We start from the raw sequence: 17913 nt of genomic DNA, 5'->3' as shown, positions 1-17913 counted from the left end.
CGGGCAATCCGCGTGGCCGCTACTCACGAGAGCGGACGCGAGCTCATCCCCCGCAGCGACAGGCGCCGAGGTCCGCGGCGAGGCGGTCGAGCGCGTCCCGGGCGGCCAGGGTGTCGGGGACGGCGACCCGGTCGGCCATCAGCACGAAGACCATCGGGTCGCCGGTCACGTCGGTGGCGACACCCGCCAGGGCGCTCACCCCGGTCAGCGTGCCCGTCTTGGCGCGCACCCGGCCCCGACCCTGGGGGGCGGCGTCGGCGAAGCGGTCCTCCAGGGAGCCGGTGAACCCCGAGACCGGCAGTCCGGTGACCACCGGACGCAGCTCGGGATGGTCGTCGGAGGCCGCGAGGGCCAGCACCGCCGCCAGCGTGTCCGGGTCCAACCGGTCCTGGCGGGAGAGGCCGCTGCCGTCGTGGACCACGGCCCCGTCCAGCGGGATCCCGAGCCCGCCCAGCACCCTCGTCACGCCGCGGGCACCGTCGACGAAGGACCCCTGGCCACCGGTGGCGATGCCGACCTGGTGCGAGAGCACCTCGGCGCCCTCGTTGTCGCTCACGAGCAGGATCTGCTCGACGATCTGCGACAGCGGCGGGCTCTCGACGCTCGCCACCGGCGTGGCGTGCGGGTCGGCGCGCTGGGCCCGGGGCACCCCGACGACCTTGATGCCGGCGCGGCCCAGGGCCGCGGCGAAGGTCGCCGCCGCGGTCGCCGGCGGGTCCGCCACCCGGCCGATGCCGCTCGGGGGACGACCCTCGTCGACCCACAGCGAGGTGATGGGCGCGACCACACCGTCGGGGACGTAGTCGGCCGGCCAGTGCGGGTCGACCCGGGGGCCGGTGAAGAGCGACGCGTCGTAGCCGAGGTGGACCCGGCGGATGCCCTTCTGCTGCAGCGCGCGAGCGGTGGAGCGGGCCAGCGTCACCACGTCCGCGCGGTGCGGGTACGTCGACGGGCTGACCGGCCGGCTCGCCAGGAACGGGTCCCCGCCGCCGACCAGGACGATCCGGCCGCCGCCCTCGCGGACGACCTTCGTGGAGAACGTGTGCTCCGGGCCGAGCGTCGCGAGGGCGGCCGTGGTGGTCAGCAGCTTCATGGTGGAGGCCGGCATCGCGACGCCGCTGCCGTGCTCGAAGACCGGCTTCGCCCCGTCCAGCGTCGCGACCGTGGCGAGGACGTGCCGTCCGAGGTCCGGGTCCTTCAGCGGGCGGGCCAGGGCGCGGCGTACCGACGCCCCGTCCAGCGGCGCCGCGGCGTCGACCGCCGGGGCCACCGGCGCGGGCGCCGCAGGGGGGCGCAGGGTCAGGCCGCTGGGCGGTGCGACCGCCGCGGGGTTGTGCACCGGGTCCGCCGGCTCGGTGCCGAACCAGCGCGGTCCGAGCTCGAAGCGGTACGCCGCGGCGGCCGAGCCGAGGAGCACCAGGACCAGCAGGACGGGGAGCCAGCGCAGGATCGGGTCGCCGGACCGCCGAGCGTGGCGTGTGTCACGTCCGACCACCGATTGCCCCTTCCCGAGTGCGCGTTTGCGCACATTGTGCGCGAGACTGTCCTGCGCCCCGACCGAGGGGCCCACACCGACAGCCGGTCCGACGGGGACCGATGACGACGATCGCGGAGGATGACGTGCTGGAGTTCGACGTACTCGTGGAGATCCCCAAGGGCTCGCGCAACAAGTACGAGGTCGACCACGAGACCGGTCGGATCCGCCTCGACCGCATGCTCTTCACGTCGACGGCGTACCCCGAGGACTACGGCTACATCGAGAACACCCTCGGCCAGGACGGCGACCCGCTGGACGCGCTGGTCATCCTCCAGGCGCCGACCTTCCCCGGCTGCCTGATCAAGTGCCGCGCGATCGGCATGTTCCGCATGACCGACGAGGCCGGCGGCGACGACAAGGTCCTGTGCGTCCCCACGCACGACCCGCGCCTGGAGCACCTGCGCGACATCAACCACGTCTCGAAGTTCGACCGCCTCGAGATCCAGCACTTCTTCGAGGTCTACAAGGACCTCGAGCCCGGCAAGTCCGTCGAGGGCGCCGAGTGGGTGGGACGCACCGAGGCCGAGGCCGAGGTCCAGGCGTCGTTCGAGCGGGCGAAGGCAGCCGGCCACACGCACTGAGCGCCTCGCTCCCCTGACACCCACGATCCCCCCGCTGTTGCGGGGGGATCGTCGTCGTTGCGGGCCCGGTCAGGCTCAGGCCGGGCCCACCAGGTCGGGTGAGCGCAGCATCTCCACCGGGACGTCGAAGGCGTCGACGAGGTCCCCGGCGAGCGGACGGATCTTGCGGCACAGGCTGCCGATCTCGCGGCTGATCGACTTGGACCGCGCCACCGTGAGCCGGCCGTGCTCCATGAACCAGGCACGGTCGGCCTCGATCGTGGCGAGGGCGTGCAGGTCGCAGAGCAGGTTCAGCGCGACCTTGAGGTCGCTCTCGGGCAGGGCGCGGACCTTGGCGACGAACGCCTCGAGGACGAGGCGCTCCACGTGCGCACGCGCCGCCGCGATCACGTGGTCCTGCACCCGCGAGAAGACCACGCCCGGGTTCATCCCTTGGTCGATGCCCCGCTTCAGCCGGCGGGCGACCCCAGCCAGCATGTGCTCCTCGCGGAAGCGCAGCATCGTCAGCTGGTAGTCCGGGTCGAGCAGCCCGGCCTCCTGGTCCCACTCGTCGCCGCCCGGGAGGATGTCCTTGATCCGCTCCAGCAGCTTGTGGACGTTGGTCCTCTCGATCACGGTGTCGACGGCCATCCCCGCGACGAAGCGCACCATGCCGAACTGGTCGAGGTCCTCGAAGTCGCTGGAGTAGTCGGTGAGCAGCCCCTTGGCCACGAGCTGGAGCAGCACGTGGTTGTCACCCTCGAAGGTCGTGAACACGTCGGTGTCGGCCTTGAGGGCGGCGAACCGGTTGACCGCCAGGTAGCCCGCCCCACCGCACGCCTCCCGGCACTCCTGGATCGTGCGGGTGCCGTGCCAGGTGCCGAGGGCCTTGGTCCCCGCGGCGCGCGACTCCAGCTCACGCCGCGCCTGCTCCGCATCCTCGCCCGCCGACGGGTCCGCGGAGAACACGTCGTGCAGCTGGGAGGCCACGACCTCCTGCGCGAAGTGCAGGGCGTAGGTGCGTGCCAGCAGCGGAAGCAGCCGGCGCTGGTGCATCCCGTAGTCGAGGAGCAGCTCCTCCTGCTCGTCGGAGCTCGCCTCGAACTGGCGGCGCCGCAGGGCGTACTTCACCGCGATCGCGAGCGCCACCTTGGCGGCGTTGATCCCGGCCCCACCCACGCAGACCCGGCCCTGGACCAAGGTGCCGAGCATCGTGAAGAACCGGCGGTTGGGGTTGTCGATCTCGCTCCGGTACACGCCCGCGGGCGTGACGTCGGCGAACCGGTTGAGCAGCGCGGTGCGGGGCACCCGGACGCCGTCGAACCACAGCCGCCCGTTGTCGACGCCGTTGAGCCCCATCTTGGCGCCGTCGTCCTCGATGCGGACGCCGGCGCAGGGCTTGCCGCCACTCCGGATCGGTACGACAAAGGCGTGCACCCCGTGGGAGGTGCCGGCCACCTCGAGCTGGGCGAAGACCACGGCCACCTCGGCGTGCACCGCGGCGTTGCCGATGTAGTCCTTGCGCGCCTGGTCGCCGTGGGTGGTGATCACGAACTCCTGGGTCGCCACGTCGTAGGTCGCGACGGTGCCGAGCGCCTGCACGTTGGAGCCGTGCCCGGACTCGGTCATCGCGAAGCAGCCCATCAGCTTCCCGGTGATCAGGTCGGGCAGGTAGGCCTCGTGGTGCTCGCGGGTGCCGAGCTGGAGGATCGCGCCACCGAAGAGACCGAACTGCACGCCGACCTTCACCAGCACCGACAGGTCGCCGTAGGCCAGGGTCTCGAACGCCGCCACCGAGGCGCCGATGTCGCCCCCGCCGCCGTACTCCTCCGGGAAGCCCATGCCGGTCTGGCCCGTCGAGGCCATCTCGACGACGACCTCCTTGACCCGCTCGCGGAACTCCGCGCGCGACATCGTCTCGGCCTCCTCGAGGATGGAGGCGTACTCCGCGAGGTTGGTGCGCACCAGGCCACGGACCTCGGCGTACTTGCCGTCGAGGAGCGCGGTCAGCGCCGGGACGTCGACCTCGGGCTGGACGTAGCGGGACGCCTCCGCGCCCCCTGTCGCTGCGGAGGACGCGGTCGGGGGCACGGTGTCGGTGGCCATGGCGTCAACGTACCCACGCGCCGGGGGTCCGGAAACCGACTGCGACCGGGACTGAGACCGGGACCGGGCCGCCGGCTCCCGGTCGGGGACGGGCGGTCAGGGACGGGCGTAGAAGTTGGGCAGGGTCCAGGCGTAGATGGACGACTCCCGCACCGGGACGCCGGTCCGCGGCGCCTCGATGATCTCGCCGCCGCCGATGTAGAGCGCGACGTGGTAGATCGACGACGGGCTGCTCGACGAGCCCCAGAAGACGAGGTCACCGGGCTGGAGGGAGGAGAAGGAGACCGGCGTGGACTGCTCGTACTGCGCCACCGAGTAGTGCGGCAGGGAGATCCCGCCGGCACGCCAGCTGCCCATGGTCAGGCCGGAGCAGTCCCAGGCGTTCGGGCCGGCGGCACCCCAGACGTAGGGCTCGCCGATCTGGGCCCGCGCGAAGCTGATCGCGCCCTGGGCGCCCGACGCCGGAGCCGGAGGGGCTGGCGGCGCGGGCGGGGCGGGCGGAGCGGGCGGCGTGCTGGGACCAGGGTTCGTGCCGGAGTGGTCCGAGCCGCCGGTCGAGGACGGCTGTTGCGCGTGCTGCTGGGCCTGCTGCTGGGCTTGTTCGTGGGCCTGCTGGGCGGCCTGGTGGGCGGCCTGCTGGGCGGCCTGCTGGGCCTCGAGCTCCGCCTGGTGCTGCGCCGCGGCTGCCGCGGCGGCCGCCGCCTTGGCCTCCAGGGCAGCCTGCCGGCGCTGGGCCAGCTGGACACTCACGTGCTGCAGGTGGGCCAGCTGCGCGATCAGCCGCGTCTTCTCCGCGGCGATCGACTGCGACTCGGAAGCGGCGGCATCCTCGGCCGCCTGGGCGGCGTCGCGGGCCGCGCGGGCCTTCTCGGCGGCGGCGGTCGCCGCAGCCTGCGCGTCCTTCGCCTGCTGGGTGGCGACGTCGGCGATGGTGGCCGACGCGCGGAACTCGTCGTAGCGGTCGTCGAGCGCGGACTCGGCGTTCTGCACCGTGGTCGCCCGCTCGATGACGGTGCGGATGCCGTCGGACTTCGCGATCGCCGACAGGGCGCTCAGGCCGGGGGTCATCTCGTACGAGCTGACCACCGCGTCGCCGTACACCTCGCGCTGGCGCTCGACGTCGGCCGCGGCGATGCGGGAGTGCTCCTGGGCGTCGCGGGCGGCCTTGCGGGCCTGCTGGAGCTCCCAGCGGGCGCCGTTGAACGCCTCCGCGGCCTGGGCCGCGCGCTGCGCCGATGCCTCGAGGCGCTGGTTGGCCAGCACGAGCTGGGCCCGGACCGACTCGACGTCGGCCGCGGCTCCGCGGACCGCCTCCCGCGACTGCTGCACGTCGTGGCGTGACGGCATCGTGTGGTCGTCGGCGACGGCGACACCGGCGACGGAACCGCCGGCCACCATGGTCAGCGCGATCGCGGTTGCGATCCCCATTGCACGCACGTCTCGGCCTCTCGTCACTGGTTCAGGACCGCGGATGACTGCCTTGTCACCCGCGACACTTGGAGCACGCTAGTGCTCATCAGTCACAAAAGAAACATTTTCCTCAACTTTTTCTCTGACCCCCGGCGTGTCGCCTTGACGAACTACAAGGATGTAATTCTCGAAGTGGCGAGTGGCCGCCCACGGAACGGCCCCTCCCGAGGAGCTCGGGAGGGGCCGCGTCGTCGTGGTGCGCTGGACCGCCGCGGGTCAGCCGGAGCCGGCCTCCTGGCCGACGGGGACCTCGGGCGAGGTGGCCTCCGGAATCGGCGCCGTGCGGCCGTGGCTGTCGAACTTCTGGCCGCTCACGACACCGCCCACGTAGAAGGCGATGAGGGCGATCATGATGCCGGCGATGTCGTCGGAGATGTAGTGCCAGCCGAAGTAGATGGTGGCGATCAGCGTGAACGCGAAGTTGACCCAGAACACCCACTTGAGCACCTTCGAGCGCAGCGTGAACTGCACCATCAGGGCGACCAGCAGCGTGATCGCGCAGTGCAGGCTCGCGAACCCGGCGACCGACTGCACGGCGCCGTCGATCCCCACGTTGAGGACGTTGTCGCGGCTGTACTGCAGGGAGTTCATCAGCGACGAGGCCGGGGTGTCCGGCAGGCTGTTGTACAGCCAGGAGTACTCGAAGCCGGGCCCGAGGGTCGGCAGCGCGTAGTACGACACCGTGCCCAGCGTCCAGGCGATGCACTGGGAGGTCGCGAACCAGTAGCCGTAGGTGAGCTTGCGCGACCAGACCAGCCACGCGGTCAGCGCCAGCGGGACCAGCGGCAGGAACCACAGGTAGATCCAGGACAGGAAGTGCGCGGAGATCCCCGTCCCGAGCAGGGTGTGCAGCGCGATCGCGGGGTCGTGCCCGAACAGCAGCGTCCGGTCGACGAGATGCAGCTCGCGGTCGTAGGTGGTCCGGCCCATCACGAAGGGCAGGAACGACTTGAGGTTCCGGTAGCTCACGTAGGTCAGGTAGAAGCAGACCACGCCCATCACGACCAGCGTCACACGCTGCCGCGACCAGTGGCTGCGCACCCGCGCCCGGAAGATCGCGGGCATCGCGCGGGGCCGGAGCCGGGAGTACCACAGGGTGCGTGGCAGCAGGTCGACGAGGAACGCCGAGCCGACCAGCAGCGGCAGCCGCGCCCACGAGGGGCCGAGGAACCCGTCGGGGTCGACGAGGTGCTTGCCGAGCAGCACCGCCGCCAGCATCGCCAGCGCACTCATGGTGGCGGCGATGCCGATCAGGAGGAGCTGGGCGCGGCGATACACGCAGGCCATTCTAGGGATCGCGTGAGTGTGCTCCGGCCGCGGGGAGTCCCCCGGCCGGGATGACGGCGAGCTTCGCGGCCTCGACCGCGAGCCGCAGCCGCTCCCCCGGTCCGGGGTGGAGGTCCAGCGGTGCGACCGCATCGATCTCGCCCACCCCGGGCACGGCCACGACGAGGCGCACCTGCTCGGGGGTCGCTCGCCCCGAGACCACCTCCCCGAGCAGCGGTCCGTCCGGCGAGGCGATGAGCGCCGAGCGCCGTACGGCGACCGCCGGGGCGGGCGGCATCGCGGCGGCCCCGAGCAGGACCCCGGCGGCGTCCCCGTGCAGGACTCGGGCGTAGCCGAGGAAGAGCGCCGTCTCGGGATCGGCCGGGCCGCGCCACACCTCGGCGATGGGGCCGGACTGGACCACCCGGCCGCCACGCATGACGGCGAGCCGGTCGGCGACCGTGAACGCCTCCTCGTGGTCGTGGGTGACCATGAGCGCGGTCGTCCCGGCCGCGCGCAGGATCTCGCGCAGCTCGGCGGCCAGGCGCTCCCGCAGTCCGGCGTCCAGGGCCGAGAGCGGCTCGTCGAGGAGGATCAGCCGCGGCTCCACGGCCAGCGAGCGGGCCAGGGCGACCCGCTGCCGCTCCCCACCGGACAGGGTGGCGGGCAGGCGGCCGGCGTACCCCGCGAGGCCCACCAGCTCGAGGAGCTCCGCGACCCGGCGCTCGACCTGCGGGCCGCGCACCCGCCTGATCCGCAGCGCGTAGCCGACGTTGCGCCCGACCGTGAGGTGGCTGAAGAGCTGGCCGTCCTGGAACATCAGCGCGAAGCCGCGCTTGTGCGTGGGCACCCCGGCGAGGTCGTGGCCGTCCCAGCCGATCCGCCCGGCGCTCGGGGTCTCGAGGCCGGCAACGGCGCGCAGCAGGGTGGACTTCCCGCAGCCGGACGGCCCGAGCACGGCGAGGACCTCGCCGTCCGGGAGGTCCAGCGTCACGTCGACCACGGCGGGCACCCCGTCGTAGTCCACCGACACGTCGTCCAGGGTCAACATCGTCAGAAGGCTCCCACGGACGGCACCCGCAGCCGCTCGACGACCAGCATCACGACGGTCGTGGTCGCAGCGAGCACCACGGAGGCGGCCAGCGCCATCCCGAAGTTCATCGGGCCGGGGTGCCCGATCAGCCGGTAGATCACGATCGGCACGGTCGGATGGTCGTCGCGGGCCAGGAACGACGTGGCGCCGAACTCACCCAGCGACGCCGCGAAGGCGAATCCGCTGGCGGCGAGCAGCGGCTTCCACACCACCGGCAGGTCGACGGTGAGCACGGCGCGCAGCGGCCCGGCGCCCAGGGACGCGGCCGCCTGGCGCTGGCGGTCGTTGATGCCGGCGAGGACCGGCACGATGGTGCGGACGACGAGCGGCAGCGCCACCAGCGCCTGCGCGATCGGCACCAGGAACGGCGAGTCCCGCAGGTCGATCGGCGGGTGGTCCAGCGTGATCAGGAAGCCGAAGCCGAGGGTGACCGCCGAGACCCCCAGCGGCAGCATGAAGAACCCGTCGAGGCCGCTGCGCACGCGTCGCTCGGCGCGGGACCGCGAGCGCCGGGTGACGACGAACGCCACGAGCAGCCCCATCGAGAGCGACATCCAGGTGGCATCCACCGCGGTGCGCAGCGACGTCACCAGGGCGTCGGTGACCGGGACCAGGAGCGCCTGGTGGGTGCCGTCGGTGGTCAGCGCCCGGTAGTTGTCCAGGCTCCACCCGCCGTCCACGTGCAGCGAGCCGGACACCAGGGTCGCGATCGGCGCCGCCACCAGCACCAGCAGCACCGTGGTCGCGACCAGCGCGGCAGTGTCTCCACGCGCCGGACGACGCGGCCGTGCGACGACCCGGTCGGCGCCCCCGCCGGGCACCGCGCGCAGCCGGCCGGCGACCAGCAGCAGCGCCGCCACGGCGACCAGCTGGAGGATCGAGAGCGCCGCCGCGGCCTGGAGGTCGAGCAGGTTCGTCGTGAGCAGGTAGATCTCGGTCTCGACGGAGGAGTACCGCAGCCCGCCGAGGGTCAGCACCACGCCGAACGCCGTGGCGCAGAACAGGAAGACCACGCTCGCCGCCGACACGATCGCCGGTCGCAGCGCCGGCAGCGTCACGGTCCAGAACACCTGCACCGGGCCCGCGCCCAGCGCTGCGGCCGCCTCGGCAGGTCGTGGGTCGAGGGACTCCCAGGCGGTGCCGACCCCCCGGATCACCAGGGCGACGTTGAAGAACACCAGCCCCGCGAGGATCGCGATCGCGGTCCCGTCGAGGCGCAGGAAGCCCAGCGGGCCGGCCTCCCCGAGGAGCTGGCGGAAGGCGACCCCGACCACGACCGTCGGCAGCACGAACGGCACCAGCAGCGCCGCCCGGACCAGGTCCCGTCCCGGGAAGCGCAGCCGGTGCAGCGCGTGCGCGGCCGGTAGGCCGAGGAGGACCGCGACCACGGTCGCCACCGTGGCCGACCAGACCGTGAACCACACGACCCGGTGCACCCGAGGTCGCCCCAGCACCTCGAGCACGGCCCCCGGGTCGAAGCTGCCGTCGGCCCAGAAGCCCTCGTGCAGCATCCCGGCCACGGGCAGCACGAAGAAGACGCCCAGCACGGCCACCGGCACCACGGCCAGGCCCGCGAGCGTGAGCGGTCTCGACCACCGGGTCCCCAATGTCATGGGAGATGCCGCGTCATGGGAGCACTCGTGTCATCGGGAGGTGACGTCGCTCCAGTCCCGGAGCCACTCGTCGCGGTGCGCGGCGATCTCGGCCGGGTCCACGGCGTACGGCTTCGTGGGCTGCACGGCGAACTTCGCCCACTCCGTGGGCAGCTTCACGCCGTCGACGACCGGGAAGACGTACATGCTCTCCGGCAGCGCCGCCTGCACCTCCGGCGTCTCGAGGAACTTCACGAACGCCTCCGCGCCGGCGACGTTCCGCGCCCCCGAGAGGACGCCGGCGTACTCCACCTGCTCGAAGCAGGTGTCGAGCAGCGCGCTGGTGGTCGACGTGCTCGACCCCTTCGGCACGGTGAACGCCGGCGAGGAGTCGTAGGACAGCACGATCGGCCGGTCGCCCTTGCCGCCGCCCTGGGTGAAGTCGACCTCGTAGGCGTCGGACCAGCCGGCCGTGAGCTCGGCTCCGTTGTCCATCAGCTTCGACCAGTAGTCCTGCCACCCGCTGCCGTAGGCCGCGATGGTCGACAGCAGGAACGCCATGCCGGTGGAGCTGGTGGCGGCGCCCGGCAGCACGAAAAGGTCCCGGTAGGCCGGCTTCGTCAGGTCGTCGAGGGTCTTCGGCGGCGCGAGGTGGTGGTCGGCGAACCAGGTGTCGTCGACGTTGACGCACACGTTGCCGTTGTCGACCGGCGTGAGCCGGTGCTGGTCGTCCCCCGGCAGCGCGTAGTCGGAGACCCCCTTCGGCTCGTGGAAGGAGTACGGCGCGAACACGCCGGCGTCGAGGGCGCGCGACGCGAAGGTGTTGTCGACCCCGAAGGAGACGTCACCGATCGGGTCGTCCTTGGTCAGCACCAGCTTGTTGGTCAGCTGGCCCGCATCCCCCGAGGCCCGGACGACGAGCTGGTAGCCCGACTGCTTCTCGAACTCCTGCTCCAGCTTCTTGGGGAGCACGAACGAGTCGTGCGTGACCAGCACGACCTGCTTGTCGGCCGCGGAGCTGTCGGTCTCCTGCCCGACCGCCGAGCACGCCGAGGCGGTCAGGCCGAGAGCGCTGAGCGCGCAGAGCGCTGCGAGCGCACGCGTGGACTTCATGTGGACTCCCTTCGCCGGTGCTAACCGGAGCAGGTTCGGAGGGTCTGCGGCTCGTCCGCACTCTCAGCACGCCGGTCCCGCGGGGCGCGTGCTCCCCTGTCTTGTGCCACTCACTCTACGGCGTCACCTGGTCAGGCTGACCACCTCGTCCAGGCGGACCAGCTTCTCGGGGTTGCGCACCCAATAGATGCCGGTCACCAGGCCGTCCTCGACCAGCAGCGAGCCGACCGAGTCCAGCTCGCCGTCGAGGAAGACCCGCAGCGCCGGGGCGCCGTTGACGACGACCATGTCCGCCTGCGCGCCACCCTCCGGCGCGACCCCGTCGAGGAATCGCAGCACCTTGTCGCGGCCCAGGATCGGACGCAGGGCGGCCTTCTTGAAGCCGCCGCCGTCAGTGACGAGCACGACGTCCGGGGCCAGCACGTCCATCAGGCTCTGGATGTCGCCCGTGCTCGCGGCGACCAGGAACTTCCCGATCACCTCGTCGCGCTGGCTGACCGAGACGTCGGCCCGCGGGCGCCGCTCGTCGATGTGGGCGCGGGCCCGGTGCGCGATCTGTCGCACCGCAGCCGGTGACTTGTCCACGGCCGCGGCGATCTCGTCGTACCCCACGTCGAACACCTCGCGCAGCACGAAGACCGCCCGCTCGGTGGGCGCCAGGGTCTCCAGGACGAGCAGCATCGCCATCGAGACGCTGTCGGCCAGTTCGACGTCCTCGGCCACGTCGGGGGTGGTGAGCAACGGCTCGGGCAGCCAGGGACCGACGTACTGCTCACGGCGGCGGGCCTGCGTGCGCAGCCGGTTCAGGCTGAGCCGCGTGACGATCCGGACCAGGTAGGCACGCTCGTCACGGACCGCTTCGTGGTCCACCTCGGCCCAGCGCAGCCAGGTCTCCTGGAGCACGTCCTCGGCGTCGGCGGCCGACCCGAGCATCTCGTAGGAGACGGTGAAGAGCAGGTTGCGGTGGGCGACGAAGGTGTCGGTCGCACTGGTGGTCACGCCGCTCATCCTGCCGCCGCCTCGGTCGGGCGGGCCAGTGGCAGCTCGCAGACGTCGGAGTAGCCTTGGCTCTGCAGCCCGGCGGCGGAGTTGAAGCGCGAGTACATGTTCTCCAGCGCCACCACCTGCGTCAGCTCGACGACGGCGGGAGCGCCGAGCTGCTCGACCAGGCGCGCCACCATCTCGTCGGTGACCGTCGGCGGCGTGACGGTCATCGCCTCGGCGTACTCGAGCACGTCGCGCTCGAGCGGGCTGAAGACGTCGGACTCCCGCCAGCGTGGCACCTCGCGCACCTTGGCCAGGTCCAGGCCGTCGTTGTGCGCGACGAAGTAGCCGAAGTCGAGGCACCAGCTGCAGCCGATGGTGCCGGCACTGGCCAGCTGGGCGTAGGACGTCAGTGTCGGGTCGAGGGCGTCCCACTTGCGCGCCTTGCCCGAGAACGACATCACCGCCTTGAGGACGGCCTTGTTGTGGAAGTAGACGTAGAGGTTGTCCGGGAGCCGGTCGCCGACCATGCGCGTGGCGAACGTCCTCATCAGGGCGCCGTAGACGCCGGTGATCTCGGCCTTGGGGATCCGGAAGGTGCTGGGCACGGTGTGCTCCTCGGTGCGTCGGTGTTCGTCTGTCGGCATCAAGACACCGGGGCCTCCGGGTTTGTGACAGCCTCGGCGCCATGTCTCCCAGCCGTCGCCACGAGCTGCTCGCCTGGGCCGTCCCCCGGGTCCGGAAGTCACGCGACCTCGACACCGAGGACGCCGAGCGCGCCCGGCTGGAGCGCTGGCACGACGGGCTGAGCCGTGCGCTCCCGGTCCGCCTCGTCCCCCGTTTCCACCGCCGGTTCTCGGTCGTCACCGAGACCCTGACCGGCCCGTCCGGCGAGTTCCCGGCCCACGTCATCACGCCGCGGCACGTCGAGCCCCGCGTCACCGTGGTCTACCTGCACGGCGGCGGCTTCGTGGCACCGATCGACGCCTTCCACGTCCGGTACGTCGCCCGGCTCGCGCAGGCGCTCGGCGCGCGGATCGTGCTCCCCGACTACCCGCTGGCCCCCGAGCACAGCTGGCGCGACTCGCACGACGCGGTGGCGGACCTGGCCGGACGATGGCTCGAGGAGCCGGAGCCGGTGGTGCTGGCCGGCGACTCCGCGGGAGGCGGCTACGCCCTGGCCGTGGCGGAGACGCTGTGCGACCGCGGTGGCCCGCAGCCCTCGCACCTCCTGCTGCACTCGCCGTGGGTGGACCTGACGACCTCGGCGCCGGAGACCGCGTCGTTCGCGGTCCGCGACACCTGGCTGTTCCTCGGCAAGCTCCACGCGTACGCCGCGTGGTGGGCCGGGACCCCGGACGACCTCGGCCGCCACGAGGTCTCACCGGCGCTGGCCGAGCTCGACGGGCTGCCCCCGGCGCTGATGTTCTGCGGCACCCGCGACCTGCTCGCCCCGGGGTGCCGCCTGCTGGCGTCGCGGGCCGGCCTCGTCGTGGGACCTCACCTATGTCGAGGAGCCCGACCTGATCCACGTCTTCCCGCTGCTCCCGCTCCTGCCGGAGGCACGTCGGGCGTGGCGCCGGACCCTGGCCTTCCTGTCATGAGAGTCGTCGCGGTCCCGTTCGAGCAGCTCGACGCCCGCACGGCGTACGACGTGTGGCGGCTGCGGCAGGCCGTCTTCGTCGTGGAGCAGGAGTGCCCCTACCCCGACCTCGACGGCCGCGACACCGAGCCCGGCACCCGCCACGTCCTGCTCCAGGAGGGAGACGTGCTGCTCGGCTACGCCCGCGTCCTCGACGACGGCTCGACGTGGCGGATCGGGCGGGTCGTCCTCGCCGCCGACGCGCGAGGGCGCGGCCTGGCCGACCAGCTGGTGCGGACCGCCCTGTCGGTCTGCCCGGGCCGCGACGTCGTGCTCGACGCCCAGTCGCCGCTGGCCGGGTGGTACGCGTCGTTCGGGTTCGCCGTCGACGGCCCGGAGTTCGTCGAGGACGGCATCCCGCACGTCCCGATGCGTCGCCGGACGTAGCTCCGGGGGGCGGCCGGGGCCGGCCTAGACGGCCGTGAACACCACCACGCCGTCGACCTCCTCGCGGGTGGCCAGGCCGCGTGCGACCAGCAGCTCGAGGTGCGCCTTGGTCTCGAGGCCGGCCAGGGCGCTGTTGAAGGTGTCGAGGTCCGCGAGCCGGTGCTCGTGCCGCGTCCAGGGCAGCTCGCCCGCGACGTCGTACGCCGTGGCGCTGCCGCCGGCGAGCGCCTCGAGGCAGTGCCGGAGCCGCTCCTCGTGGTGCTCGAGCAGCTGGTCGACGCGCGCGTGGGAGGACGGCGCCACCGGGCCGTGGGCGGGCAGCAGGGTGAGGTCCGGGAGCCCGCGGACCTTGGTCAGCGAGCCCATGAAGTCGCGCAGCGGCTGCCGGACCGGGACCGGCTCGAAGCCGATCGACGGGGTGATCGTGGGCAGCACGTGGTCGCCGGCGGCGAAGAGCAGGCCCGCGGCCCGCTCGGCGAAGACGAAGTGGCCCTGCGTGTGGCCCGGGGTGTGCACCGCGTCCAGGGTGCGGGTCCCGACCTCGATCTCGTGGTCGCCCTCCAACCAGGTGTCCGGGTAGCCCCACATCGCGAGGTCCGGCACCCGGCCGTCGGTGAACCGTTGCCACTCCTCGGCGATCCGGTGGGCTCCCGCGGCCCTGAGGAGCAGCAGCGTGGGGTCCTCGGTCACCTCGTCGACCGCGTGCAGCAGGTCGAGGGTGGGCCGGTCGCCGAGGCCGAGACTGACGTGGGCGCCGACCTCGGCGGCGAGCACGGCCGCGAGCGTGTAGTGGTCGCGGTGGACATGGGTCACCAGGAAGCGGGTGATGTCGGTGAACCCGAAGCCGATCTCGCCCAGCGACTTCTCCAGCAGCGCCCGCCCCTCGTCGACCGCCCAGCCCCCGTCCACCAGCGTCAGGCCGTGCTCGGTCTCGATCGCGTAGACGTTGACAGCGCGCAGCCCGTCCATCGGCAGGGGCAGCGGGATCCGGTGGATGCCCTCGGCCACCCGCCACGCGCCGGGCTCGGTCCAGTGCCGGCCAGAGTCGGGCGAGACGGCGTGGGCGGTGCTGGTCGGGGAGCTCACGCCCCGACCCTAGGGCGCGGCCGTGCCGGGCCGAGGGCAGCGTCCACGGCCGCTGTGGCCGAGGCGTCCAGCGAAGCCCTGGATGCTGTTGGTCCTCGACCCCTAGGGTGTGGTGGTCGATCGGCACAGATCTCAGGGGGAGCGCGATGGGGACCGACGTGAGGACACTGGGGAACATCAGCGCGATCAGCTTGTTCGTGGCGGACGTGCCGCAGGCCAAGGCCTTCTACGAGGACGTGTTCGGGGTCTCGGTCATCTTCGAGGACGAGGTCTCGGCCGCCATGAAGTTCGACAACCTCCTCGTCAACCTGCTCCAGGACTCCGAGGCCCCGGGGCTCGTCGAGCCCGCGCCGGTTGCCGCTCGCGAGACCGGCTCGCGTTTCCAGCTCAGCATCTGGGTCGACGACGTCGACGCGGTCTGCGTCCAGCTCCGGGAGCGGGGCGTGGCCGTGCTCGTCGGTCCGGTCGACCGGCCCTGGGGCATGCGGGTCGCGACCTTCACCGACCCCGCGGGCCACAGCTGGGAGATCGCCCAGGGACTGGAGACGTCGTGACCGCGGCCGACGTCACCACCGCCGAGACCGAGCTCCTGCTCGCCCACCTCCGCTCACAGCGACGGCACGTGCTCGGCATCCTCGAGGGGCTGGACGACGAGACCCTCCGCCGCCCGGTGCTGCCCTCGGGATGGTCCTGCCTCGGGCTGGTCCGGCACCTGACGCACGACGACGAGCGGTTCTGGTTCCGCGGGGTCGTCGCGGGCGAGCAGGCGGTCCGGGACGAGGTCGAGGCGTCGACCGGTAGCGCCTGGCGGCTCGGGCCGGACGAGTCGGCCGACGCGATCCTGGCCGCCTACCGCGAGGAGGCCGCGCGCACCGACGCGATCGTCGGGCGCACGCCCCTGGACGCCGCTCCGGCCTGGTGGCCGGACTTCTTCGGCGACTTCCGCCTGGACAGCCTGCGCGAGGTGCTGCTGCACGTGATCACCGAGACCGCGACGCACGCAGGCCACCTCGACGCCGCGCGCGAGCTGATCGACGGCCGCACCTGGATGGTCATCGACTGACGCCCAGCGCGGGCGTCAGACCGAGGTGCCGGCGTACGCCGGGGCCTGCGCCGCGGCGTGCAGGTCCAGCTCCCTGTCCAGGGTGATGGCCGCGTCGATCAGGGCCAGGTGGGTGAACGCCTGCGGGAAGTTCCCGATCTGCTCGCCGGTCAGGGCGATCTCCTCGGAGAACAGGCCGACGTGGTTGGCGTAGGTGAACATCTTCTCGAAGACCAGCCGCGCGTCGTCGAGGCGGCCGGCCCGGGCGAGCGCGTCGACGTAGGTGAACGTGCACAGCGAGAAGGTGCCCTCGGAGCCGCGCAGCCCGTCCGGGGAGGCCGCGGGGTCGTAGCGGTAGACGAGGCTGTCGGTGACCAGCTCCTCGTCCATCGCGCGCAACGTCGAGGTCCACATCGGGTCGTGCGGAGACACGAAGCCCACGCTGGACATCCGGAGCAGCGAGGAGTCCAGCACCCGGTCGCCGTACTGCTGCACGAAGGCCTGCCGCTCGGCGTTCCACCCGCGCTCCATGATCTGGCGGTAGATCGCGTCACGCTGCCTGGTCCAGTGGTCCAGCGGCGCCGGCCGGCCGTGCTCGGCCGCCAGCCGGATGCCGCGGTCGAGGGCAACCCAGCACATCAGGCGACCGTAGGTGAAGTCCTTCCGGCCGCCCCGCGTCTCCCAGATCCCCTCCTCGGGCTGGTCCCAGTTGTCGGCGACCCACTCCAGGAGCCGGCTGACCGCGAGCCAGCCGGCATGCCCCATCTCCAGGCCGTGGGCGTCAGCGTAGTAAAGGCTGTCGAGCGCCTCGCCGTAGATGTCGAGCTGGAGCTGGCCGGCAGCGCCGTTGCCGATCCGCACCGGGCTCGAGCGGCGGTAGCCCTCCCAGTGCGGGAGCTCCTCCTCCTCCAGGTCGGGCGACCCGTCGATGCGGTACATGATGTTGAGCGGCCCCTCGGCCCCCTCCACCTGCTCGTCGACCCGTTCGCGCAGCCACTGCGCGAAGGCCCCCGCCTCCTCCATGAAGCCCAGGCCGATGAGCGCGTAGATCGAGAACGACGCGTCGCGGATCCACGTGTAGCGGTAGTCCCAGTTGCGCTCGCCCCCGACCTGCTCGGGCAGGCCGGCGGTGGGGGCGGCGACCAGGCCGCCCGAGGGGGCGTAGGTCATGAGCTTGAGGGTGATCGCCGACCGGGTCAGCATCTCCCGCCAGCGTCCGGTGTACGTCGACTGCGCGACCCACGACTTCCAGAAGTCCACCGTGTCGTCGAGCAGGCGCTGCACCTCCTCCACGCGCATCGTCCGGGCCGGTCCGGCCGAGCCGGTCTCCAGCACGAGGCCGCGCAGCTGTCCCGCGGTCAGCGTGACCCGGGCGTGCAGGTCGCCGTTCTCGTCGACCTCCGCGTGCGCGAGCTGCTCGTCTCCCGGCTCCCTCACCAGGTGCACGGTCACGGCCTCGTCGCCGCTGGTCAGCACCCCTCCGTGCTCGGTGATCTGCATCTCGTGCGCGCGGCGCCCGTAGTCGAACCGCGGGGCGATGTGTGCGTCGAAGGTCATCTGACCGCGCACGCAGCGAACCAGGCGGACGATCCGGTGGGTGTCGGTGGCGGTGGTGCCGGTCACGGGCATGAAGTCGACGGTCTCGCCGACCCCGTCCTCGGTCATGAACCGGGTGATCAGCACAGCAGTGTCGGGCAGGTAGAGCTGCTTGGTCGTGACCTGGTCGCTGTCGGGCCGGATCCGCAGGTGACCGCCGTTGCCGTGGTCGAGCAGGGCGCCGAACAGGCTCGGGGAGTCGAAGCGGGGCGCGCAGAACCAGTCGATGGCGCCGTCGGTGCTGATCAGGGCGCTGGTCTGCAGGTCTCCGATCATTCCGTGGTCAGCGATGCTCGGGTAGTCGTCCATGGGATGCCTTTCTCGCGCTGAGCCCCCGGCCGCGCTCGGGTGGCGTCCGGCCCGGGGAAGGTCCTGGGACTGCCAGCCTCGTCGCCGTCCCCACCTCCGACCTCATCCATCGCGGGTGATCACAACGGGC

At 72.3% G+C, this 17913-nt stretch carries 15 protein-coding genes and 1 riboswitch; of the genes, 4 read left to right on the top strand and 11 right to left on the bottom strand.

The features are described from left to right. Positions 1–43: 43 nt before the first annotated feature. A complete protein-coding gene (gene dacB / locus H0S67_RS02645; RefSeq protein ID WP_180935334.1) occupies positions 44–1495 on the bottom strand; it encodes a D-alanyl-D-alanine carboxypeptidase/D-alanyl-D-alanine endopeptidase in 1452 nt (483 codons plus the stop codon). A 101-nt stretch (positions 1496–1596) separates the two neighbouring features. Between dacB and H0S67_RS02640 the strand changes: the two genes are divergently transcribed. Continuing rightward, positions 1597–2118 carry an inorganic diphosphatase gene (locus tag H0S67_RS02640; protein WP_281368944.1) on the top strand — a complete coding sequence of 174 codons (522 nt, stop codon included), beginning with the start codon at positions 1597–1599 and terminating at the stop codon, positions 2116–2118. Between the two features lie 75 nt (positions 2119–2193). On the opposite strand, the gene H0S67_RS02635 is transcribed toward H0S67_RS02640, so the two are convergent. The 8 genes from H0S67_RS02635 to H0S67_RS02600 all read right to left on the bottom strand — a co-directional run bounded on the left by H0S67_RS02635 (position 2194) and on the right by H0S67_RS02600 (position 12329). After that, the gene (locus H0S67_RS02635) at positions 2194–4203 is read right to left on the bottom strand and encodes an acyl-CoA dehydrogenase family protein (RefSeq protein WP_180935333.1); all 2010 of its coding nucleotides are present in this window, start codon (positions 4201–4203) and stop codon (positions 2194–2196) included. Between the two features lie 96 nt (positions 4204–4299). After that, a complete protein-coding gene (locus tag H0S67_RS02630) occupies positions 4300–5631 on the bottom strand; it encodes a C40 family peptidase (protein WP_180935332.1) in 1332 nt (443 codons plus the stop codon). A 258-nt stretch (positions 5632–5889) separates the two neighbouring features. Continuing rightward, the gene (locus tag H0S67_RS02625; RefSeq protein ID WP_246355065.1) at positions 5890–6960 is read right to left on the bottom strand and encodes a phosphatase PAP2 family protein; all 1071 of its coding nucleotides are present in this window, start codon (positions 6958–6960) and stop codon (positions 5890–5892) included. 1 nt (position 6961) lies between these two features. Then, on the bottom strand, positions 6962–7990 hold the full coding sequence (locus H0S67_RS02620; RefSeq protein ID WP_180935330.1) for an ABC transporter ATP-binding protein: 1029 nt from the start codon (positions 7988–7990) through the stop codon (positions 6962–6964). Positions 7991–7992: 2 nt separating this feature from the next. Beyond that, positions 7993–9645, bottom strand: a complete 1653-nt coding sequence (locus H0S67_RS02615; protein WP_180935329.1) for an ABC transporter permease — start codon at positions 9643–9645, stop codon at positions 7993–7995. A 30-nt stretch (positions 9646–9675) separates the two neighbouring features. After that, on the bottom strand, positions 9676–10737 hold the full coding sequence (locus tag H0S67_RS02610; protein WP_180935328.1) for a thiamine ABC transporter substrate-binding protein: 1062 nt from the start codon (positions 10735–10737) through the stop codon (positions 9676–9678). Beyond that, positions 10727–10845: riboswitch (TPP riboswitch) on the bottom strand. (Overlaps the previous gene by 11 nt.) A gap of 15 nt (positions 10846–10860) precedes the next feature. Then, the gene (locus tag H0S67_RS02605; RefSeq protein ID WP_180935327.1) at positions 10861–11745 is read right to left on the bottom strand and encodes an RNA polymerase sigma-70 factor; all 885 of its coding nucleotides are present in this window, start codon (positions 11743–11745) and stop codon (positions 10861–10863) included. After that, positions 11742–12329: a carboxymuconolactone decarboxylase family protein gene (locus tag H0S67_RS02600; RefSeq protein WP_180935326.1), complete on the bottom strand. Its 588-nt coding sequence runs from the start codon at positions 12327–12329 to the stop codon at positions 11742–11744. The genes H0S67_RS02605 and H0S67_RS02600 overlap by 4 nt, the downstream gene beginning before the upstream one ends. Positions 12330–12409: 80 nt before the next feature. Here H0S67_RS02600 and H0S67_RS02595 point away from each other — a divergent pair, with 80 nt between their 5' ends. Continuing rightward, positions 12410–13750, top strand: a complete 1341-nt coding sequence (locus H0S67_RS02595) for a GNAT family N-acetyltransferase (protein WP_180935325.1) — start codon at positions 12410–12412, stop codon at positions 13748–13750. Between the two features lie 24 nt (positions 13751–13774). Here H0S67_RS02595 and H0S67_RS02590 read toward each other — a convergent pair whose 3' ends face one another. After that, positions 13775–14836 (bottom strand): MBL fold metallo-hydrolase, encoded by a 1062-nt coding sequence (locus H0S67_RS02590; protein WP_180935324.1) that lies wholly within the window; start codon positions 14834–14836, stop codon positions 13775–13777. A 146-nt stretch (positions 14837–14982) separates the two neighbouring features. Between H0S67_RS02590 and H0S67_RS02585 the strand changes: the two genes are divergently transcribed. Both H0S67_RS02585 and H0S67_RS02580 read left to right on the top strand, forming a co-directional pair. Next, complete coding sequence (locus H0S67_RS02585) at positions 14983–15390, top strand: VOC family protein (RefSeq protein ID WP_180935323.1); 408 nt, start codon at positions 14983–14985, stop codon at positions 15388–15390. Further along, entirely contained in the window at positions 15387–15899 is a 513-nt protein-coding gene (locus H0S67_RS02580; protein WP_180935322.1) for a DinB family protein, read from the top strand. Before H0S67_RS02585 ends, H0S67_RS02580 begins: the two co-directional genes overlap by 4 nt. 15 nt (positions 15900–15914) lie before the next feature. Here H0S67_RS02580 and H0S67_RS02575 read toward each other — a convergent pair whose 3' ends face one another. Then, a complete protein-coding gene (locus H0S67_RS02575; RefSeq protein WP_180935321.1) occupies positions 15915–17783 on the bottom strand; it encodes a glycoside hydrolase family 15 protein in 1869 nt (622 codons plus the stop codon). Positions 17784–17913: the final 130 nt, after the last annotated feature.

Origin of the sequence: Nocardioides ungokensis, assembly GCF_013466985.1 — a bacterium.
Classification (GTDB): Bacteria; Actinomycetota; Actinomycetes; order Propionibacteriales; family Nocardioidaceae; genus Nocardioides; species Nocardioides ungokensis.
This window is presented reverse-complemented; position numbering and strand designations above follow the sequence as displayed.